The 22,060-nt window shown below is 64.3% G+C and carries 15 protein-coding genes; 13 read left to right on the top strand and 2 right to left on the bottom strand.

What is annotated here, in order from left to right; translation table 11 throughout:
* Window positions 1-115 precede the first annotated feature (115 nt).
* The 9 genes from ACNJYD_RS17785 to ACNJYD_RS17825 all read left to right on the top strand — a co-directional run bounded on the left by ACNJYD_RS17785 (window position 116) and on the right by ACNJYD_RS17825 (window position 9,870).
* On the top strand, window positions 116-490 hold the full coding sequence (locus ACNJYD_RS17785) for a DUF2946 domain-containing protein (RefSeq protein WP_212257247.1): 375 nt from the start codon (window positions 116-118) through the stop codon (window positions 488-490).
* Between the two features lie 49 nt (window positions 491-539).
* On the top strand, window positions 540-2,786 hold the full coding sequence (locus ACNJYD_RS17790; protein ID WP_439367212.1) for a TonB-dependent receptor family protein: 2,247 nt from the start codon (window positions 540-542) through the stop codon (window positions 2,784-2,786).
* A 67-nt stretch (window positions 2,787-2,853) separates the two neighbouring features.
* The gene (locus tag ACNJYD_RS17795) at window positions 2,854-3,384 is read left to right on the top strand and encodes a copper chaperone PCu(A)C (RefSeq protein ID WP_212257245.1); all 531 of its coding nucleotides are present in this window, start codon (window positions 2,854-2,856) and stop codon (window positions 3,382-3,384) included.
* 36 nt (window positions 3,385-3,420) lie between these two features.
* Window positions 3,421-4,197 carry a DJ-1/PfpI family protein gene (locus ACNJYD_RS17800; protein WP_212257244.1) on the top strand — a complete coding sequence of 259 codons (777 nt, stop codon included), beginning with the start codon at window positions 3,421-3,423 and terminating at the stop codon, window positions 4,195-4,197.
* A gap of 15 nt (window positions 4,198-4,212) precedes the next feature.
* Window positions 4,213-4,740 (top strand): YcnI family copper-binding membrane protein, encoded by a 528-nt coding sequence (locus ACNJYD_RS17805; RefSeq protein WP_212257243.1) that lies wholly within the window; start codon window positions 4,213-4,215, stop codon window positions 4,738-4,740.
* Window positions 4,740-6,302, top strand: coding sequence for a copper resistance CopC/CopD family protein (locus ACNJYD_RS17810; protein ID WP_212257242.1), 1,563 nt, complete (start codon window positions 4,740-4,742; stop codon window positions 6,300-6,302). Before ACNJYD_RS17805 ends, ACNJYD_RS17810 begins: the two co-directional genes overlap by 1 nt.
* A 165-nt stretch (window positions 6,303-6,467) precedes the next feature.
* On the top strand, window positions 6,468-7,787 hold the full coding sequence (gene proS, locus ACNJYD_RS17815) for a proline--tRNA ligase (RefSeq protein WP_172783563.1): 1,320 nt from the start codon (window positions 6,468-6,470) through the stop codon (window positions 7,785-7,787).
* Window positions 7,788-7,877: 90 nt separating this feature from the next.
* Complete coding sequence (locus ACNJYD_RS17820; RefSeq protein WP_172783564.1) at window positions 7,878-9,158, top strand: lipoprotein-releasing ABC transporter permease subunit; 1,281 nt, start codon at window positions 7,878-7,880, stop codon at window positions 9,156-9,158.
* Window positions 9,159-9,165: 7 nt separating this feature from the next.
* On the top strand, window positions 9,166-9,870 hold the full coding sequence (locus ACNJYD_RS17825) for an ABC transporter ATP-binding protein (RefSeq protein ID WP_212257241.1): 705 nt from the start codon (window positions 9,166-9,168) through the stop codon (window positions 9,868-9,870).
* 93 nt (window positions 9,871-9,963) lie between these two features.
* On the opposite strand, the gene ACNJYD_RS17830 is transcribed toward ACNJYD_RS17825, so the two are convergent.
* Window positions 9,964-11,043 carry a quinone oxidoreductase family protein gene (locus tag ACNJYD_RS17830; RefSeq protein WP_212257240.1) on the bottom strand — a complete coding sequence of 360 codons (1,080 nt, stop codon included), beginning with the start codon at window positions 11,041-11,043 and terminating at the stop codon, window positions 9,964-9,966.
* A gap of 119 nt (window positions 11,044-11,162) precedes the next feature.
* Between ACNJYD_RS17830 and ACNJYD_RS17835 the strand changes: the two genes are divergently transcribed.
* Window positions 11,163-11,936, top strand: coding sequence for a helix-turn-helix transcriptional regulator (locus tag ACNJYD_RS17835; protein ID WP_439367217.1), 774 nt, complete (start codon window positions 11,163-11,165; stop codon window positions 11,934-11,936).
* A gap of 153 nt (window positions 11,937-12,089) precedes the next feature.
* A complete protein-coding gene (locus ACNJYD_RS17840; RefSeq protein WP_439367219.1) occupies window positions 12,090-15,239 on the top strand; it encodes a GAF domain-containing protein in 3,150 nt (1,049 codons plus the stop codon).
* 46 nt (window positions 15,240-15,285) lie between these two features.
* On the opposite strand, the gene ACNJYD_RS17845 is transcribed toward ACNJYD_RS17840, so the two are convergent.
* A complete protein-coding gene (locus ACNJYD_RS17845) occupies window positions 15,286-16,605 on the bottom strand; it encodes a hypothetical protein (RefSeq protein ID WP_246571232.1) in 1,320 nt (439 codons plus the stop codon).
* 728 nt (window positions 16,606-17,333) lie between these two features.
* Here ACNJYD_RS17845 and ACNJYD_RS17850 point away from each other — a divergent pair.
* Entirely contained in the window at window positions 17,334-18,056 is a 723-nt protein-coding gene (locus ACNJYD_RS17850) for an outer membrane protein (protein WP_172783568.1), read from the top strand.
* Window positions 18,057-18,530: 474 nt separating this feature from the next.
* The gene (gene dnaE / locus ACNJYD_RS17855; RefSeq protein WP_212257237.1) at window positions 18,531-22,034 is read left to right on the top strand and encodes a DNA polymerase III subunit alpha; all 3,504 of its coding nucleotides are present in this window, start codon (window positions 18,531-18,533) and stop codon (window positions 22,032-22,034) included.
* The last annotated feature ends 26 nt before the right edge of the window (window positions 22,035-22,060 follow it).

Consider the following 22,060-nt stretch of genomic DNA (forward strand, 5'->3'; position numbering starts at 1 on the left):
GGCTCCGGCCCCAGTTTTTAGCGAAATTTGCGGTGTGCCAAGTAGCCGGCGGAACCGACCTCGACTCGGGGGCCGGCGCGGTGTTTAGTTAGCGCACGAACGAATGGTTCGCCGGATGCGCGCACGCCTGCAAAAATTCCTGCCTCTGGTCCTGCTCGCCCTGGTGATGCAGGTGCTGGCGCCGATCGCCGCCTGTCTCGCGGCGGGCCAGGCCGTTGCCGATCCGCTCTCTGCCGCCATCATCTGCCATGGTGCAACTGAGCAGGGCGGCCCGGTAGACCAGACCGGGACGCCGGCCGCAAAAGCCGGCGCATGTGCGCTTTGCTGCCTCGCGCACGCTGGCGCCTCGCTTGACGCGCCGCCCCATGCGGCGTTCTCAACTCCCGTCCGCCCCATCGCCCGCATCGTCTGGCATGTGGCGAACGCGCCCGTCCTCGCCGCCGTCGACGGTTCGAGCGCCCGGGCACGCGCTCCCCCTCGCATTTCCTGATCCGCGAAACCTTCAGCTCCGAGCCGGCTTCGGCCGTGCCGGGATCGCAATGCACCGGCTCTCTGCCGGCATCAGGAATGACCGCATGCCTCGTTCAGGCTTCTTTCGACTGCTTTCCGCACCAGGAATTCTGCTTGCCTCAGCTTCTGCCCTCGTTGTGCCGTCCAATGCGATTGCGGAGGAAAACCGAGGCGAGCTTCCTCCCGTCACGGTCGACGCGCCGCGGGAGAAACGGGCCTCACCAGCCCGCGCACAGCGAGCTGCCGCGCGATCAACGCGGGCCCGCGCGCCTGCAACTGCGCCTGCACAACCGACGGCAGCTTCCGAAGGGGGCCCCGGCCCCGGTGCCCTGACGGTTCTCACCGCCCAGCAGGCGCTGAGCGAGATCAACCAGACGCCGGGCGGCGTAGCGCTGGTCACAGCGGAGGCCTACCGGAATTCGACTCCCGCCAACACGATCAAGGATATCCTGGACTACGTGCCCGGCGTGTTTGCGCAGCCGAAATGGGGCGACGATACCCGGCTTTCGATTCGCGGATCCGGCCTGTCGCGCAATTTCCATCTGCGTGGCGTGCAGCTTTACATGGACGGCATCCCGATCAACACGGCCGACGGCTACGGCGATTTCCAGGAGATCGACCCGACCGCCTACAAATACGTCGAGGTGTACAAGGGCGGGAATGCGCTGCAGTTCGGAGCCAATTCGCTGGGAGGCGCCGTCAACTTCGTGACGGCATCGGGACGCGACCGATTTCCGAATGGCGTCTCGCTCGACGTGGGAGCCTTCGGCTTCAGGCGACTGCAGGCCAATGCAGGGGGCGCCAACGGGCCATGGGATGGTTTCGTCACCGCATCGACGCAGGTCACGGACGGCTTCCGCGATCACAGCTTCGGCTCGGGCAACCGCGTGAGCGGCAATGTCGGCTACCAGTTCTCGCCGGATTTCGAGACGCGATTCTATCTCAACGCCAACGAGGTGCGGCAACGCATTCCAGGAACCGTCACCAAGGTGTCTGCCTTGACCAATCCGGAGGCCGCGGCTCCGGCGAACGTTGCCATGGACCAGCAGCGCAACATCGACACGGTCAGGCTGGCAAACAAAACGACGATCCGATTCGACGACACCAGGTTCGAGTTCGGTGCCTTCGGCGTCGACCGGCACCTCATGCATCCGATCTTCCAGTGGCTCGATTATCGCTACAAGGATTACGGCGGCTTCGCGAAAGTTACGGACGACCGCATTATCGGCGGTTACCGCAACAGGCTTGTCGCGGGCGTCAACCTGTTGAATGGCAGCATCGACAATCAGCAATTCGCTAACATTGCCGGACAGAAGGGGGCATTGCTGTCGTCGTCGGTCGATCGCTCGGAGAACACCTCGATTTACGTAGAGGACAGCTTCTACTTTCTGCCGAACGTCGCTGCGATTGCCGGCACGCAATTTCTGCATGCGACGCGCAGTCGGCGGGACCGGTTTTTTAGCGACGGCGACCAGTCGGGAGCAACCCGTTTTGATCTTTGGTCGCCGAAGTCGGGTCTGCTGTGGCAGATCGACCCGACGTGGCAGGCCTTCGCCAACGTTTCGCGGAGCGCCGAAGTGCCGAGCTTCGGCGAGAGCGCGCGCGGTCCTGGCATTCCGACGATTCCGTTCACCAGTATCCGTCCGCAGATTGCGACCACCTACGAGATCGGGACGCGCATGCGACGGCCCGACTATTCGTGGGAGTTGACCGCCTATCGCGCCAATATCCGCGATGAGCTGCTGTGCCTCTACAGCGCCTTCGGCAATTGCAACGTGACCAATGCCGACCGAACCTTCCATCAGGGCGTGGAGGCTGGGGCAGGGGCAGCAATCTTCCGCGACATCTTCGTGAAAGGAGGAGCGCCCGACAAAGTTTGGCTCAACCTTGCCTATACTTATAACGATTTTCGCTTCGATAGCGACCCGACGTTCGGCAACAACCAGCTGCCCGGTGCGCCGCGTCACTATTTGCGCGCCGAATTGCTCTACAAGCATCCGACCGGGTTCTATGCCGGTCCGAACGTCGAATGGGTGCCGCAAGCCTATTTTGTCGACAGTATGAACACGTTGACGACGGAGCCGTATGCACTGCTCGGATTGAAAGCGGGCTTCGACAATGGCGGGCCGTTCTCCGCCTATATCGAGGGTCGAAACCTAACCAGCAAGACCTACATTGCAAGCGCCAGTATCATCGATCGCGCCACCGCGACGTCAGCGTTGTTCGAGCCAGGAGCCGGCCGGGCGGTCTACACCGGAATAAGGTATCGATGGTAAGCGCACTGAGGCTGCCGCGACCACCACGACCGACCGTGCTCGATCAGATCAAAACCGAGGGAACCAAATGAACAGGATCAAGCTTTCAATTCTCGCCGTCGCCATGCTGCTCGGCACCAGCGCGGCGTTCGCAGCCGAGGACGTCAAGGCCGGCGATCTCGTCATCTCGCAGGCCTGGAGCCGGGCAACGCCGGGCGGCGCCAAGGTCGCCGGCGGCTATCTGACGATCGAAAACAAGGGCAACGCGGCCGACAGGCTGGTCAGCGTGTCCGCCGACATCGCAGGCAAGGCCGAGATTCACGAGATGGCGATGGACAACGGCGTGATGAAGATGCGCGCGCTCGACAAGGGACTGGCGATCGATCCAGGCAAGACCGTGAAGCTCGCGCCCGGCGGCAATCATTTGATGCTTCAGGAGCTGAAGGGGCCGTTCAAGCAGGGCGACAAGGTGCCGGTGACGCTTCAGTTCGAGAAGGCCGGAAAGATCACTGTTGCCCTCGACGTCCAGGGCGTCGGCGCGCAGGCCCCGGGCGATGGCGGGCACTCGGGTCACATGGACATGAAGAAAATGCCGGATCATTCGGGAATGAAGAAGTGATGGGCATGATCTGCTCATAACTGGTGGAGCAACAGCATGGATCGAAGAGAGTTCAACGCGACGCTTGCCGCCGTATCCTTACTCAACTTCGTCGCGCCGCCTGCACTTGCGCAGCCGGCGTCGCCGACACGACCGCGCGTGGGCCTGTTGATCCATTCGGACATGATCCTGCTTGATTTGGCCGGTCCGCTCACCGTGTTCAGCATTATGCAGGCTGACGTCCACCTGATAGCCAAAACAGAGCAGCCGGTCATAACCGACGTCCGCTTGCCGGTTACGCCGACGGCGACCTTCCAGAGCGCCCCACAGATGTTCGATGTGTTGTTCGTGCCTGGAGGTCTGAAGGGAACGGTCGCTGCGATGCAGGACCGTGAAACTATCGAATTCCTCAAGCAGCAGGGTGGATCGGCGCGCCTCGTCACTAGCGTTTGTACCGGTTCGCTCTTGCTTGGCGCCGCCGGGCTGCTGAGGGGCTATCAGGCCACGTCGCACTGGTATGTTCGCGATCTGCTCGCGCAGATGGGTGCGGTGGTGCGGACCGATCGCGTCGTCGAGGATCGCAACCGAGTGACGGGTGGCGGCGTGACGGCCGGCATCGATTTTGCGCTCGCGATCGCCGCTCGGTTGGCGGGCGAAGAGGTTGCACGACGAATTCAGCTCGTGATCGAGTACGATCCAAAGCCGCCGTTCGATTCCGGATCACCCGAGCGTGCCGGTCCTGCGCTGGTGGGCGATGTCTTGAAGCGGCGGCAGGACCTTATTCGCGAAGCAGAATCTGCAGCAAAGGCGGCCGGTGCCGCAATGCATCTATGAACAAGTGAGGCTCCAATGCGAATAGGTTCGATTTACGCCACCACGACGGCTGCATGCCTGTTGGCAGCCGTGCCCGCAAGCGCGCATGTCTCGCTGGAGACCAAGCAGGCCACCATCGGCGCATCCTACAAGGCGGTCTTCACCGTTCCGCATGGCTGCGCGGGCTCGCCGACGGTGAAGATCCGCGTGCAGATTCCGGAAGGGGTGATTGCGGTGAAGCCGATGCCGAAGGCCGGCTGGACCATCGATGTCGTCGAGGGCAAATATGCCGGGGAATACGACTATCACGGCAATAAGCTCTCGTCCGGCGTCAAGGAGGTGGCGTGGTCCGGCGGCAAGCTGCTGGACAAGAACTATGACGAGTTCATCATGCACACGGTGCTCACCGACAAGCTCAAGGCCAACACGACCTTGTACTTCCCCGTGGTTCAGGAATGCGAGACCGGCGTCAGCCGCTGGATCGAAATCCCAACCGAGGGGGCAGGGCATTCTCATGAGGGCAAGTCGCCGGCGCCTGGCGTGAAGCTCCTGCCCAAACCCTGATGCGCCTCCTCGCCGCGCTCGCGACGCTGCTCTTCGCTGCGGGCTTTGCGAGCTGTGCGCTCGCGCATGCGGCGCTGATCTCGGTGGAGCCGGCGAGCGGCAGCACGCTCGCGACCGCGCCCAAGGTGGTGGAGCTGCGGTTCAACGAGCCGGTGACGCCGGGCGCGATCCGGCTGATCGACGGGGCGGGCAGGGCGCGGGACGATTCGCGTGTCAGTGCGTCGGGCGAGACGATTTCCGTGGCGATGCCGGCGGATCTACCTGAGGGAACCGCGGTCGTCAGCTATCGCGTGATCTCGCAGGATGGCCATCCGGTGGTCGGATCAGTGATGTTTTCAGTCGGCACGCCGTCGGACACGAAGCCGCCGGCGAGTGCGGGCAACGGGTTGGGCGCGCTGATCTGGCTGGCGCGCGTTGGCCTCTACCTCGGACTGTTCGTTGGTGTCGGTGGTGTGTGGTTCGCGCGCTGGATATCACGGACGTTGACTGGCATGACCGTGCCGCGCGTTGCGCTCGCGGTCGGCCTTCCGAGCGCCGTGGTATCCCTCGGTGCGCTTGGTCTCGATCTCCTCGGCCTGCCGCCGGCGGCGCTCGCGACGGCCGCGCCTTGGAAGGTCGCGTTCGCGACCAGTGCCGGCCGCGCGCTTCTTTTTGCCACCGCCGCGATGCTGTTCGCTCTGCTGGCGCTGCGCAGCGCATGGCCTTCGCGGGCTCTTGCGATGATGGCGGTGGTCGGTGTGGGCTTGTCGCTCGCCATGAGCGGGCACGCCGCAACGGCGCCGCCTCAGATGATGATGCGCCCGGCGATGTTTCTTCATGGCCTGTGCGTTGCGCTGTGGATCGGCGCTCTTGCTCCGCTGGCGGCTTTACTGTCGAAGCCGACGCCAGCAACATTTGCCGTCGTGAACCGCTTCTCGGCCATCGCCGTGCCGGCCGTCGGCGTGCTGGCATTGACGGGGCTTGCCCTTGCCATTGTTCAGCTCGAAAAGGCGTCGGCGTTGGTCGAGACCCGCTACGGGCTCATCCTCTCGATCAAGCTCGCGCTGGTCCTCATGCTGCTCGCACTTGCGGCGCTCAACCGCTTCCGCTTCACCCCGCCACTCGCGCGTGATCGCGGGGCCCGGTCCATCCTCAAGCGCTCGATCCTTCTCGAATGTGCTGTCGCCCTCGCCATCTTCGCCGTCGTCGCCGGCTGGCGCTTCACCCCGCCGCCGCGAACGATTGTTCCGGAGACGCCTTTGGCAATCCACATCCACAGCGACAAGGCGATGTTCCAGGTGCTGGTGTCTCCTGGAAAGGTCGGCAAGGACGATTTCGTGCTCCAGCTCATGACCGGCGAGGGGACGCCCCTGGCAGCCAAAGAGGTGACGTTGACGCTCAGCCTGCCCGAGCGCGGGATCGAGCCGATGGACCGGGGCGCCTCGCTCGGGCCGGACGGCTACTGGCATGTGCGCAAGGTCGAGTTGCCCTTCGCCGGCCGCTGGCGCGTCCGGATCGAGGCGCTCGTGAGCGATTTCGAGAAGATCACGCTCGCGGATGAACTCGATGTGCCGCCGCCCTAGGCTCGCCGGCTTTGCAGAACATGCTGCTGTTCGAGTCAAACCTGAAGGCAACGGAAAAATGACAGGAATTTCGTCGCGTTAGCGGCTTTTCCTCATTCCCGGCCTTGTGTTTTCGCTTCCAATCCGGTTTCACTGCAGGCGATCACTGATTCCCAGAGTATTACCATGCGGTTGTCGCGGTTCTTTCTGCCCATCCTGAAGGAAAATCCGAAAGAGGCGGAGATCGTCTCGCATCGGCTCATGCTGCGCGCCGGCATGATCCGGCAGGAGGCGGCCGGCATCTATGCCTGGCTGCCGCTCGGCTTCCGCGTGCTGAAGAAAATCGAGCAGATCGTGCGCGAGGAGCAGAACCGCTCCGGCGCGATCGAGGTCTTGATGCCGACGCTCCAGCTCGCCGACCTCTGGCGCGAGAGCGGCCGCTACGATGCCTATGGTCCGGAGATGCTGCGCATCGCCGACCGCCACAAGCGCGAGCTGCTGTACGGGCCGACCAACGAGGAAATGATCACCGAGATCTTCCGCGCCTATGTGAAATCCTACAAGAACCTGCCGCTGAATCTCTATCATATCCAATGGAAATTCCGCGACGAGCAGCGTCCGCGTTTCGGCGTGATGCGCGGCCGCGAGTTCCTGATGAAGGACGCCTATTCGTTCGATCTCAACGAGGCCGCGGCGCGCGTCGCCTACAACAAGATGTTCGTTGCGTACTTGCGCACCTTCGCACGGATGGGACTGAAGGCAATCCCGATGCGCGCCGAGACCGGTCCGATCGGCGGCGATCTCAGCCACGAATTCATCGTGCTTGCCGAGACCGGCGAATCCGGCGTGTTCATCAATCGCGACGTGCTGGACCTGCCGGTGCCGGGCGAGGACGTCGATTATGAGAGCGACCTGACGCCGATCATCAAGCAGTGGACCTCGCTCTACGCAGCGACCGAGGACGTCCACGACGCCGCGCGCTTCGAGCAGGAGGTGCCCGGGGACAAGCGGGTGAACACCCGCGGCATCGAGGTCGGCCAGATCTTCTATTTCGGCACCAAATATTCCGAGCCGATGAAGGCGCTGGTGGCGGGGCCTGACGGTGTCGACGTGCCGATCCATGGCGGCTCGTACGGCGTCGGCGTCTCGCGCCTGCTTGGTGCCATCATCGAAGCCTGCCATGACGATGCCGGCATCAAATGGCCGGAGGCGGTGGCGCCGTTCCGCGTGTCGATCCTCAACCTGAAGCAGGGCGATGCCGCGGTCGATGCGGCCTGCGAGAAGCTCTATGCCGAGCTCACCGCCAAGGGCGTCGACGTGCTCTACGACGACACCGACCAGCGTGCCGGCGCCAAATTCGCCGCTGCCGACCTGATCGGGATCCCCTGGCAGATCATGATCGGGCCGAAGGGGCTCGCCGACGGCAAGGTCGAGATCAAGCGGCGCAGCGACGGCGCGCGCGAGACCATGTCGCCTGCCGACGCGGTCGCAAGACTTGTGGGCTGATAAGGCTGGTCGGCTGAATATTGTTCATCGCGCGATATCGCGGCCGCCAATCCGGCCACAATTGACCCCGAATCATGGGATTATCGAGCGATGGATGAGACCATGACCGAAACCGTGCAAACCGCGCCTTTCGCGCCATTCGAGTGGATGCTGTCGGCGCGCTATTTGCGGGCGCGCCGCAAGGAAGGATTCATCTCGGTCATTGCCGGGTTCTCCTTTCTCGGCATCATGCTCGGCGTCGCGACGCTGATCATCGTCATGGCCGTGATGAACGGCTTCCGCAAAGAGCTGCTCGACAAGATCCTGGGCCTCAACGGCCACATCCTGGTCCAGCCCCTGGAATCGCCGCTGACCGACTGGAAGGACGTCGCCGAGCGCGTCAGCCAGGTCGGGGGCATTCGTCTTGCCGCGCCCGTGGTGGACGGTCAGGCGCTGGCGTCATCGCCATGGAACGCCTCCGGCGTCCTCGTGCGGGGCATCCGCTCCGACGATCTCAACAACCTCACCTCGATCGCCAAGAACATCAAGCAGGGCTCGCTCGAAGGGTTTGACGAAGGGCAGGGGGTCGCGATCGGCCGCCGCCTCGCCGACCAGCTTTCGCTGCATGCCGGTGACAGCATCACGCTGGTGGCGCCGAAAGGCGCGGTGACGCCGATGGGCACGACGCCGCGGATCAAGCCGTACAAGATCGTCGCGGTGTTCGAGATCGGCATGTCCGAATACGATCTCGGCTTCGTGTTCATGCCGCTCGCCGAAGCGCAGGCCTATTTCAACCGCAGCAACGACGTTACCTCGATCGAGGTGTTCACCACCAACCCCGACAGGATCGACGCCTTCCGCAAGGCGGTGACGGAGGCGGCGGGCCGGCCGATCTTCCTGGTCGATTGGCGGCAGCGCAACTCGACCTTCTTCAATGCGCTCCAGGTCGAGCGCAACGTGATGTTCCTGATCCTGACCATGATCGTGCTGGTCGCGGCGCTCAACATCGTCTCCGGCCTGATCATGCTGGTGAAGGACAAGGGCAGCGACATCGCGATCCTGCGCACCATGGGCGCCTCGCAGGGATCGATCATGCGGATCTTCCTGATCACGGGCGCTTCGATCGGCGTGGTCGGCACGCTGGTCGGCTTCTGCGTCGGCCTCGTGATCTGCCTCAACATCGAATCGATCCGGCAATTCCTGTCCTGGCTGACCTCGACCGAGCTGTTCTCGCCGGAGCTCTACTTCCTGTCAAAACTGCCCGCCGAGATCGACGTCGGCGAGACCACGGCCGTCGTCATCATGGCGCTGACGCTGTCGTTCCTGGCGACGCTCTATCCGTCGTGGCGCGCCGCGCGCCTCGATCCCGTCGAAGCGCTCCGGTACGAGTGAGGGGCTGATGGAGCAACAGCAGGGGGCGGAAGATGTACCGGTCATTTATCTCCACGAGATAAAGCGGCAGTACTTGCAGGGCGAGGTGCCGCTGACGATCCTCGACGGCGCCAAGCTGGCGCTGTGGGCTGGCCAATCGGTCGCGCTGGTGGCGCCGTCGGGCTCGGGCAAGTCGACGCTGCTGCACATCGCGGGCCTTCTGGAAGCACCCGATTCCGGCGAGGTCTATGTCTCGGGCGCGCCGACCTCGCAGCTGCCCGACATCGAGCGCACGCAGCTGCGCCGCACCGATATCGGCTTCGTCTATCAGTCGCACCGGCTGCTGCCGGAGTTCTCGGCCCTCGAGAACGTCATGCTGCCGCAGATGATCCGCGGCCTGAAGAAGTCCGAGAGCGTCAAGCGCGCCAAGGAGATCCTCGGCTATCTCGGGCTCGGCGACCGCATCACCCACCGCCCCGCCGAGTTGTCCGGCGGCGAGCAGCAGCGTGTTGCGATCGCCCGTGCAGTGGCCAATGCGCCGCGCGTGCTGTTTGCGGACGAGCCGACCGGCAATCTCGATCCTGGGACCGCCGAGCACGTGTTCCAGGCCCTGATGCAGCTGGTCAAGGCGACGCACGTGTCGATGCTGATCGCGACCCACAACATGGAACTCGCCGGCCGCATGGACCGGCGAGTGTCGCTGTCGCACGGCCAGGTGGTCGAACTCGACTAAGAACCTTCGAAAACAACCCCATGCACAGTAGCCAAGTGCTTGGTGGGGCTTCCAAAATCAATCGACGACGGCGCTCCCCCCGCCGCCTCAGGCTCAGGGCCTGATCACCGTAATTTTGAACGGCCCGCCATTGGCCGCGGCATGCGCCACGGCTTCATTGGCGTGGTCGAGATCGAAGGCCGTGGTCTCGTACTCCTCCAGCTTGAGCAGTCCCGCGCGCACCAGCGCGATCAGGCGAGCCGCGGAATCGCGCGGATACATCCAGACGCCATGGATCGTGATGCATTCGCGCATGATCCAGTTGTAGGGCAGCTCCAGGCCTGGACCGCCCTGCATGTTGACGCCGCCCATCAGCACGACGCGGCCATTGGGCCGCACCGTCATGATCGCGGCGCGCACCACCGTCGTGGCGACGGAGGGCGGCATGATATCGAACGCGCAATCGATCGGGGCAGGCACTGCGCGCTTCATCAGCTCACGGTCGTCATTCTCGTTGCCGGTCAGCTTCACCGGCCTGACGCGCGCGCCATAGCGACGCACGAGTTCGGCGAGCATCTTCTCGTTGCGGCCCGGCGCCACGACCCAGGCCGCTCCCATTGCGAGCGCCACGGCCACGGCGGCGCTGCCGAAATTGCCGGTCGCGCCGCTCACGAGCACGGTCTCGCCGGGCTGCAGCCTTGCGGCAAGGAAGCCGCCATAGGGCACGAGCATGGTGCCGAGCACGCTCCATCTCGCGGCCTCCGCTTCGCTGAGTTCGCCGAGCCGCGTCACGTTCTCCGTCGGCACCCTCATCCGCTCGGCGAAGGAGCCGTGGTGAAAATATTTCTGTAGCTGCATGCCGCCTTCGCCGCGCGCGCTCACACCCTGCAGGTGAATGTCCGGAGCGATCGCGTCGTCGCGCGAGCGCACTGTCGGATCGCAGAGCACCCAGTCGCCCACGGACAATTTTGTTGCGTCCGGGCCGATCGCGCGCACACGGCCGACCCCGCCGGCTCCGGGAATGACGGGCAAGTCCAACGCGTACTTGCGTTCACCGCTGAACACTTCATTGGAATAGGACAGCACGCGGGTGGCGACGACATCCACGATCACTTCGCCGGTGCCGAGCACGGGTTCGGGGACGTCCTCGATGACGAGCGGGGATCCGAAAGATTTGAGTACAGCAGCCTTCATGATGTCGACCTTCGTTCGCACCTCATTGTGAGGTGCACGGAATATGCGAGGACTGTCGCGCGGCAAGAAGGCCTGGTATTATCCTAGTATTGCCTTGTCCCTCCCCACGGAGCACGTCCATGGCCGACCCCCGCCGCGTCGAATTCGGCGACTTCCTGAGGTCCCGTCGCGAAAAGCTGTCGCCGAAAACGGTCGGGCTGCCCGCGGGTAGCCGGCGTCGCACCGCGGGGCTGCGCCGCGAGGAGGTCGCGCAGCTCGCCGGCATCGGCGTCGACTGGTACATCCGCCTCGAACAGGGCCGCACGGTGAGCCCGTCCGTCACCACCGTGGATGCGCTGGCCCGGGCCCTCCGTCTCAGCAAGGCCGAGCACGCGCACCTCAAGGCGCTGGCGCGCGAGCGCGCAAGAAGCCCGTTCACGCGCGAAATCGTGCCACCGCCCATTCGGCGGATGATCGAGAGCCTGCACCAGCCGGCCTACATCACCGGCCGGCGCTGGGACGTGCTGGCCTGGAACGATGCGGCCGAAGAGATCTTCGGCTTCGGGCGATTGCCGGAGCAGGATCGCAACACGCTGCTCCTGATGATGACCAACAAGCAGGCGCGAAAATCCTACGGCGCCGGTTGGGAGAACGTCGCCAAGGCCATGGTGGCGATGTTTCGCGCCAATCACGACGTCTGGGCCGGCGATCCCGCCTTCACGGAGCTGCTGACGCGACTGCGCGAGGGCAGTCCGGAATTCGTCGAATGGTGGGAGGCACACGACATCCGCAGCACCATCTCGGGGCGCAAGACCATGAACCATCCGACCAAGGGCGTGCTGCACTTCGAGCACACCAGCTTCCAGGCCAACGACGATCCCGCGTTGAAGCTCGTGATCTATACGCCGGTGTAAGCCGGTCGTTGTTGAAGCGACTTGATCATCACTCGCCTTGGCAGCAGGCGTCTTGATGCCTAGCCGCCCCCGCGCCGGGAACCTAAGGCTCCCCCTACGGTTACTGTTTCATCGGTGTGCAGGTGGAGCGAGGGACGTGTTCGGGGTTGACCGATGACGACAGCGACCGGGAGACGCTCGGCCGATCGCAACGCCGTCCTTGCCACCCTCGGCGATCTTATTCGAGAGATCGGCAACCCTGACGATCTCGCCTATGCGGCGGCGGAGCTGCTGGGCCGCAGCCTCAATGTCAGCCGGGCAGGTTACGGCACCGTCGATACCTCAGCCGAGACCATCACCATCGCGCGCGACTGGAATGCGCCTGGGATCTCGAGCCTGGCCGGCGTGCTGCGATTTCGCGACTACGGCAGTTATATCGAGGACTTGAAACGGGGGGAGACGGTCATCTGCGCCGATGCCGAAAAGGACCCTCGCGTCGGCGACCGCGCCCGAGCTCTCGAGGCAATCTCGGCCCGCGCATTGGTCAACATGCCAATCTCCGAGCCCGACGGGGTTGTTGCGCTGCTGTACCTCAACAATGCCACACCGCGCGAATGGAGCCCCGCGGAGCTGGAGCTCATCCGCGAGGTTGCCGAACGCACCCGCACCGCCGTCGAACGTCGCCGTGCCGAGAGCGCGGTGCGCGAGAACGAAGCGCGGCTCCTCTTTCTGGACGCTCTCAACAAGGAAACGGCCAAGACGCGCGATGCGGACGGCGTCATGGCGGTGACGACGAGAATGGTCGGTGAGTATCTCGGCGTCTCCAACTGCGCCTATGCCGACATGGATCCTGATCAGGACGGCTTCACCATCCGCGGGGACTGGGCCGCCCCCGGTGCGACGCACATATTGGGGCACTACAGCCTTGCCGACTTCGGCGAAAAGGCGGTGCGAGAGCTGGGCGCCGGCCGGCCCCTCATCATCAACGACAATCTGAAGGAGATCGCCCCCAACGAAGCCGCCACTTTCCAGCGTATTGGGATAGGTTCGACGATCTGCATGCCCTTGGTGAAGGAAGGGCGACTTACCGCCTTGATGGCCATTCATCATCGCGGGCCGCATCTTTGGACGGCGCGCGAACTTGCCTTGCTTACCGAGGTGACGGAGCGATCATGGGCGCATATCGAGCGCGTCCGATCGGAGCAGGCGGCGCGCGAAGCAGCCGAGCGGCTGGTCCTCGCCAACAAGGCTGCCGGAATCGGCACCTGGGACTACGATCCGGTCAACGATATTCTTCGATGGGATAGCCGCTGCAAGGAGGTGTTCGGTCTCTCACCGGATGCCGAGGTCAGCTATGAGGGCTCATTCCTGAAGGGCATCCATCCCGACGATAAGCAGCGCACCCATGAGGCCGTCTCGGCCGCGTTACAGCCCCATTCTCCGAGAAGTTACAACATCGAATACCGGACCGTCGGCATCGAGGATGGCCTCGAGCGCTGGATCGCCGCAACGGGTCATACGATCTTTTCCGATGGCCAGGCTACCCGATTTATCGGGACCGTGCTGGATATCTCCGCGCAAAAGAAGACCGAACGTCATCTGAGGATCCTCAACGACACGGGAGCATCCGTTGCCCGCGAACGCGATCTCGACAGGATCGTCCAGATCGTGACGGATGCCGGCGTCGAGCTGACGGGCGCGCAGTTCGGAGCCTTCTTTTATAACGTCGTGGCCGCGGACGGCGGCAGCTACATGCTGTATTCGCTGTCCGGCGTGCCGCGATCCGCTTTCGAAAACTTCCCAATGCCACGCAACACCGCCGTGTTCGAGCCGACCTTCAAGGGCACGGGCGTGGTGAGGTCGGACGACATCCTGCAAGATCCGCGCTATGGCAAGAATGCGCCGGGGAAAGGCATGCCCGAGGGCCATCTTCCGGTCCGGTCCTACCTGGCAGTTCCGGTGATCTCGCGAAGCGGCGAAGTGCTCGGTGGGCTTTTCTTCGGTCATGCGGAGGTCGGTCGATTCCACAAAGAGCATGAGGCCGCATTGCTCGGCATTGCCGGCCACGCCGCGACGGCAATCGACAACGCCCGGCTGCTGACCAGGCTCGAAGCGCTCAATGCCGAACTCGAGCAACGTGTCTCCGACGAGATCGCCGAGCGCATGAAAGCCGAGGAGCAATTGCGGCAATCGCAGAAGATGGAAGCCGTCGGGCAATTGACCGGAGGGATCGCCCACGACTTCAACAACATGCTGGCCGTGATCCTCGGCAGCCTGAATCTCGCCAAACGGCGGCTCGGCAAGGGAGAGCCCAACATTGACCGCTTCCTTGAGAGCGCCATGGATGGTGCAAACCGTGCCGCGACGTTGACGCAAAGATTGTTGGCGTTCTCGCGACAGCAGCCTCTTGCGCCTGAGGTCATGGACATCAACAGGATGGTCGGTGAGATGAGTGAGCTGCTCGAGCGCTCGCTCGGCGAGCTCGTCCGTCTCGAGACGGTCCTGGCGGCTGACCTATGGCGCGTCAAGGCAGACCCTGCCCAGCTCGAAAGCGCTCTCATCAATCTGGCAGTCAATGCACGCGATGCCATGCCGAAGGGTGGCAGGCTGACGATCGAAACGGCCAATGCCTCGATAGATCGAAAATATGCCCGTGAATACGCGCTGCAGCCGGGGCAGTACGTTCTCATTGCGGTGACGGACAATGGCACGGGCATTGCGGCGGACGTGCTGGGAAAGGTCTTCGATCCGTTCTTCACGACCAAGGTCGTGGGCAAGGGGACTGGACTTGGCCTCAGCCAGGTCTACGGCTTCGTGCGGCAGTCGGGCGGCCATGTCAAAATCTATTCGGAGGTGGACGTCGGCACGACCGTGAAGATCTATCTTCCACGCTTCGCGGGCGAGGAGACTATCACAACGCCGTCTCAAGGGGTGCCACATCCCGGTGCAAGCCTGCAGAGCGAGACCATCCTCGTCGTCGAGGACGACGAGCGGGTCCGCAGCATCTCATCCGAAAGCCTGCGCGAGCTTGGCTACACCGTTGTCGAGGCCGCGAACGCCAGGGAGGCGATCGGGAAAATCGAAAGCGGTTTCATTCCAGATCTGCTGTTCACCGATGTTGTCATGCCAGATATGACCGGTGCCGAACTCGCGGCCGAACTGTCAAGACGATACCCGGACCTGAAAGTGCTGTTCACGACCGGCTACACGCGCAACGCGATCGTCCATAATGGCGTGCTCGATGCCGGCAAGCATTTGCTGTCCAAGCCCTTTGCGATCGAAGACTTGGCCGCCAAGGTCCGCTACCTGCTCGACGAAGGTTGAATGATGTTACGAGTTGAATCGCCCCGGGGCGATGGCCGACGGCCTTTCAAGGCGCCAGAGCGCGCGGAGAGTTTGTGCTGACGGCCGGTTGAGGCGCAGGCGTCCACGGGCTCTCGGGCCAAGGAGCTGCCTGCCAGGGAGCCGCTTGCCCAGGCGTCGTCGGCCAGGAGCTTGTCGGGCCCGTCGTCGGCAACGCGCAGGATGCCTTGAGCCGGGCCCACTGTGACGGCAGGCCCGCCAGGTCGAGCTCGAACCTCGTGATGTCCGTCTTGTCGTCCGCTATCGGCGTGGTTTCGCGGACCTGCAGGGAGCGGGAGGCCATTATTGCCTTGACCATGTCGGCGTCGATATTGCCGCGCCAGACCTCGTACTTGCCGGTCCGTAGCGGAGATCCTCCGGCCGCCTTGTCCTTGGCGGCATCCGCCGTGATCAGGATCGTGCTCTTGCCGGCGGCCGTTTCGTCGACCTCGGCCGCAAACGTCAGCGGCGCGCCCTTGCTGCTTTCGCAAGACAGGCGCAGCTCCATCGTTCGGAACGTGGCGGCGCTCTCCTTCTTTGCGGTCGCGATCTTGCGGACGAACGGCCGGGCCTCTTTCTCCAGCGTCCAGTTCGTTTCGGCAAGCGATCGCGTGTCGATGCCGAAACCGTAGAGCTCGGATCGCGTCAGCACGTGCAGGCTTTCGAACTTTACCGTCCGGATGAGCGAATCGAGATCGCGGCTAATTCCCATCGCTGCGATGAACGCGGCGCGATCACGATCGGCCGCCAACAGCCGGCGGCGCCTGTATTCCGCGACGGCCGCCGGATCGGGCCGTCCGTCAAAGGCGAGCACCAGCCTCGAATTATGCACCGCCATTGCGGCATCGGGGGCGACCTCGCGCGACGTCGCACCGAGAAACACGTATCCGCAGGCCGAGTTGCACATGGCACGGTACGTGGTGAGCTCGGCCTCGACCTCGCCGTTTGCGTTCTTGAGCTTCAGGCACGCGGCGTCCACCTGCGTGCCCGCAGCGCAGGCGGTCGCGATCGTCCGGCCGACCCTGGCAATCGCCTTGCGGCTGCGTAGCAACCGCCCGATCGCATAGGACTGCTCGACGTTGCCGCCGGGCGAATGCAGGTAGATCGGACGCTGCAGGTCTTTGACCGCGGCGAGGAAGCGGCGAATGCGCAGCGCAGCCTCCCGATCGATCTCGCCTTCGATGGCGATCCAGCGATCGCAGCCCGGGCCGCATGCATCGGGTGGCCCCTTGGCGAGATAGATCGTCAGCCTGGAGGCAAATCCGGCTTTCTCGGTCGGCGCTGCTTCGGCACGCAAAGTGCCCGGGAGCAAGAGCGAGGCCAGGAGGAGCAGGATACGGGCGAGCATGGCAGGATCGACTGCGCGAAGGACAGCTGGACGGACGCTATACGATGACTGGCGCGGTCACAACTTGCGGCCGCCTGCGCCGTGCGCATTCATTTCGGACAGACATCCGGCAAATGTGTGCGAGACGTTCCGGCGCCTCGCGGTTCGCACGTCGCCGCGGCGAACTCGATCATCCGCCGCTCGCCGCAGCGCGGCCCGGGCGGCGGTGCAGATCGGATTGCGCGGATTAAAAGTTTGCGCGCGCGCAGCTCCGCTTGGCGGGAGCATGCCGTGAGGGCGAGCAGGAGTGCGGCGCGGCGAGCTCAGCGCGCCGGATCTCGAACCTGCAATTGCTCAGTCTCGGCCATTCATCGCCGTGAGACAGAAGGAATGATCCTTGCCGAACGTGCACGAGCGAACTCGCGATTGGTGCGAGTGCGAATGTGATGAATGCGAGCGAAAATATGGCGACAATGGGATGAGTAACTCCACCGCGATTTTCGACTCTCCCATCACGCGAATGTGCGCGCGACGATGTTACGCCCGCATGCAGTTGATCTCGTCTCTCGACGTTGGAACTGCTGAAAACCCCTTGTTTCAAAGGGTTTCGCGCACCTGCGATTAACATTCGTTAATGAGCAGCGTCCTTTGGATTGCACTGTGGCGTCGCGGTTACAGCAATTCCGTCGATCGCTGTTATGACCACGCCACGGCCCGGGGGCCTCTGAAGAAACTGGAACGGGAATCAAATGAAGAAGAAGTTGTTGCTCGCCGCTGTCAGCCTTGTCGCGCTCAGCGCGGCTGCGCCGGCGCTGGCTGCCGATCTCGCGGCACGGCCCTACACCAAGGCGCCGCCGGCGGCGATCGCTGCTGTTTACGACTGGAGCGGCTTCTACATCGGTATCAACGGAGGCGGTGGTTCGTCGCACGCGACCTGGGACTTCGTTGGTCTCGGTCGTGAAGGTTCGCACGACGCGACCGGCGCCACGGTCGGTGGCCAAGTCGGCTATCGCTGGCAGTCTGGACAGTTCGTGTTCGGCCTGGAAGGCCAGGGCAACTGGGCTGACTTCTCGGGCGACAACGTCAGCGCGCTGTTTGCCACCCGCAACCGCACCAAGATCGACGCGTTCGGTCTGATCACTGGCCAGGTCGGCTATGCCTGGAACAACGTGCTGCTCTACGTGAAGGGTGGTGCGGCTGTGGTCAGCGACAAGTACGAGATCTACGGCCTCGGTGGTCCGCTGCTGGCGTCGACCAGCGACACCCGTTGGGGCGGCACTGTCGGTGCCGGCCTCGAGTACGGCTTTGCGCCGAACTGGTCGGTTGGCGTCGAGTACAACCACATCTTCCTGGCCGACAAGGACGTCACCTTCGCCGGCTTTGCCGGTACGGAGCGCATCCGTCAGGACGTCGACATGGGCCTCGTCCGCCTGAACTACAAGTTCGGCGGCCCGATGTTGGGTCGCTACTAAAACCGACCCGCTCCACGCGAGCGGCCGACGAAAGCCCCGGCCTCGGCCGGGGCTTTTTTATTGCGTGAATTCAGCGAGTTAACCATCGCGCTGCGACATCTCGGGTTAGGCTTGACTCCTGAGAACGAAATGAGAACAATGTTCTTCATACGTTCTAGCGAGGGAGCGAGACCATGTTCAGGATTTTCGTGGAAGAGGCGGCTGCGCTGGCGTCCATCACGCTGTTCGTCGGGATGATCGCGATCTGGGCCCAGGTCATCCCGCAGCTTTGAGCATCCCGCAGCTTTGTCCCCGCAGCTCCGGGGCAGGCCCGGTTGGGGAAAAGCGGGACGACGCGGCGAAGCGGCCGCTCCGGCGTGGACTCTGGCGGCGCGAGACCCCACCATTGCGATGCCGAGTCGGCAGCGCGAGTGCATGATGCCTTGAGGAGCCGGCGACCGCCCCATCTCATCTGCAAGAGGCCGTCACGCGACCATGCCGAGCGCCGGATTTGTCCACCTTCACGTTCACTCGGCCTATTCGCTGCTCAAGGGCTCGATCAAGATCGCCAAGCTCGCCGAGCTTGCCAAGAAGGACCACCAGCCGGCGCTGGCGCTGACCGACACCGACAATCTGTTCGGCGCGCTGGAGTTCTCCGACAAGATGGCGGGCTCCGGCATCCAGCCGATCGTCGGCTGCGAACTGGCCATCGATTTCGGCGATCAGGATCCCAACGCGCGCAACGCGATGGGGCCGTCGCGCGTGGTGCTGCTGGCCGCGCAGGAGCGCGGCTATCGCAGCCTGATGCGGCTGAACTCGCGCGCGTTCCTGGAATCGCCGGACAGCCATGCTCCGTTCGTCAAGCTCGACTGGCTCGAGGACGAGACCGAGGGCCTGATCGCGCTGACGGGCGGGCCGGACGGCCCGATCTCGCTGGCGCTCGCCGGTGGCATGGCCGAGCTCGCCGGCGTGCGGTGCGAGCGTCTCGCTGCTCTGTTCGGCGACCGCCTCTACATCGAATTGCAGCGCCACAACGCCGAGAAGGAACGGCGCGTCGAAGGCGGCTTGATCGACATCGCCTACGCCAAGGGGCTGCCGCTGGTTGCAACCAACGAGCCGTATTTCGCGACCACCGACGATTACGAAGCGCATGATGCGCTGCTCTGCATTGCCGGTGGCCGGCTGATCGCCGAGACCGACCGCATGCAGCTGACGCCGGATCATCGCTTCAAGACGCGCGCCGAGATGGCGGTGCTGTTCGCCGACATTCCGGAGGCGCTGGCCTCGACGGTGGAGATCGCCGAGCGCTGCTCGTTCCGGCCGATGACGCGCAAGCCAATCCTGCCGTTCTTCACCGTGGGTGCGGCGCAGAGCTCGGATGCCGCCGCAGTCGAGGCCGCCGAATTGAAGCGCCAGGCGGAGGAGGGGCTGGCCAAGCGCCTGAGCGTCCACGGCCTGTCGCAGGGCACGACGGAGGAGACCTACGCCAAGCGGCTCGCCTTCGAGCTCGACGTCATCACCCGCATGAAATACGCGGGCTACTTCCTGATCGTGTCCGACTTCATCAAATGGGCGAAGAGCCAAGGCATTCCGGTCGGGCCGGGCCGCGGCTCCGGCGCGGGCTCGCTGGTGGCGTGGGCGCTCACCATCACCGACCTCGATCCGATCAGGTTCGGCCTGCTGTTCGAGCGCTTCCTCAATCCGGAACGCGTCTCGATGCCGGACTTCGACATCGACTTCTGCCAGGACCGCCGCGGCGAGGTGATCAGTTACGTGCAGCAGCGCTACGGCCGCGATCAGGTCGCGCAGATCATCACCTTCGGTACGCTGCAGGCGCGCGGCGTGCTGCGCGACGTCGGCCGCGTGCTGCAGATGCCCTATGGCCAGGTCGACAAGCTGACCAAACTGGTGCCGCAGAATCCGGCGGCGCCGGTGACGCTGGCCGCCGCGATCGAGAGCGAGCCCAAGCTGCAGGCGTTCCGCGACGAAGACCCGGTGGTGGCGCGCGCCTTCGACATCGCCCAGCGTCTCGAAGGCCTGACCCGCCACGCCTCGACCCACGCGGCCGGCATCGTGATCGGCGATCGTCCTCTGAGCGAGCTCGTGCCGCTCTACCGCGATCCCAAATCCGACATGCCTGTGACCCAGTTCAACATGAAGTGGGTCGAGCCCGCGGGGCTCGTGAAGTTCGACTTCCTCGGCCTGAAGACGCTCACCGTGCTCGACGTCGCCTGCAAGCTGCTGAAGCCGCGCGGCATCGATGTCGATCTCGCCACGCTGCCGATCGACGATGCCGAGAGCTACCAGATGCTGGCGCGCGGCGACGTGGTCGGCGTGTTCCAGGTTGAAAGCCAGGGCATGCGGCGGGCGCTGATCGACATGCGGCCGGACCGTTTCGAGGACATCATCGCGCTGGTCGCGCTGTATCGGCCGGGCCCGATGGCGAACATCCCGACCTATTGCGCGCGCAAGCACGGCGACGAGGAGCCGGAATATCTGCACCCCGTGCTGGAGCCGATCCTGAAGGAGACCTTCGGCGTCATCATCTACCAGGAGCAGGTGATGCAGATCGCGCAGGTGATGTCGGGCTATTCGCTCGGCGATGCCGACCTGCTGCGCCGCGCTATGGGCAAGAAGATCCGCGCCGAGATGGACAAGCAGCGCGACATCTTCGTTGCGGGCGCGGTTAAGAATGGCGTGCCGAAGGGGCAGGCCGAGACCATCTTCGAGCTGCTCGCAAAATTCGCCGACTACGGCTTCAACAAGAGCCACGCGGCGGCCTATGCACTGGTGTCCTACCACACCGCCTACATGAAGGCGCATTATCCGGTGGAGTTCATCGCAGCGTCCATGACGCTCGATCTGAACAACACCGACAAGCTCTCCGAATTTCGCTCCGAGGCGCAGCGCCTCGGCATCAAGGTCGAGCCGCCGAACATCAACCGCTCGGGCGCGACCTTCGAGGTCGGCGAGAACACGATCTACTACGCGCTCGCCGCGCTCAAGGGCGTCGGCATCCAGGCGATCGAGCAGATCATCGCGGAGCGCACCCGAGGCGGCCTGTTCACCTCGCTCGCCGATTTCGCCGCGCGCGTCTCGCCGCGCGCGATCAACAAGCGCATCATCGAAAGCCTCGCCGCTGCCGGCGCCTTCGACACGCTGGAGCCGAACCGGGCGCGCGTCTTTGCCGGTGCGGACGCGATCCTCGCCGCCTGCCAGCGGGCGCATGAAGCTGCGACCATCGGCCAGAACGACATGTTCGGCATGTCGGCGGATGCGCCGACCATCATGCTGCCGCAGGTCGAGCCGTGGCTGCCGGCCGAGCGGCTGCGCCGCGAATACGACGCGATCGGCTTCTTCCTGTCGGGACATCCGCTCGACGATTACGCGACCGTGCTGAAGCGGCTGCGGGTGCAGAGCTGGGCCGAGTTCTCACGCGCGGTGAAGACCGGCGCCACCGCCGGCAAGGTCGCCGCGACCGTTGTCTCGCGCATGGAGCGGCGCACCAAGACCGGCAACAAGATGGGCATCATGGGCCTGTCCGATCCCACCGGCCATTTCGAGGCGGTGCTGTTCTCGGAAGGCCTCGCGCAATATCGCGACGTGCTGGAGCCCGGCGCGGCCGTGCTGCTGCAGTTAGGCGCCGAGCTCCAGGGCGAGGACGTCCGCGCCCGCGTGCTGCATGCCGAGCCGCTCGATGACGCCGCGGCCAAGACGCAGAAGGGCCTGCGCATCTTCCTGCGCGACACCAAACCGCTGGACTCGATCGCCAAGCGTCTCGCCGGGCCCGATATGGCGGCTACCAACGGCGGCGCGCCGAAGGTCGGCAGTCCCGGCATCGCACCGCGCGGAAGCGGCGACGGGGAGGTCTCGCTGGTGATGATGCTCGACCTCGAGACCGAGGTGGAGATGAAGCTGCCCGGGCGCTTCAAGGTCTCGCCGCAGATCGCCGGCGCGATCAAGGCGGTCGCGGGCGTGGTGGACGTGCAACAGCTTTAGCTTCTCCGCCGCGCGTTCCGGTTTTT

The sequence above is a fragment of the Bradyrhizobium sp. SPXBL-02 genome (assembly GCF_051853065.1).
Classification (GTDB): Bacteria; Pseudomonadota; Alphaproteobacteria; order Rhizobiales; family Xanthobacteraceae; genus Bradyrhizobium.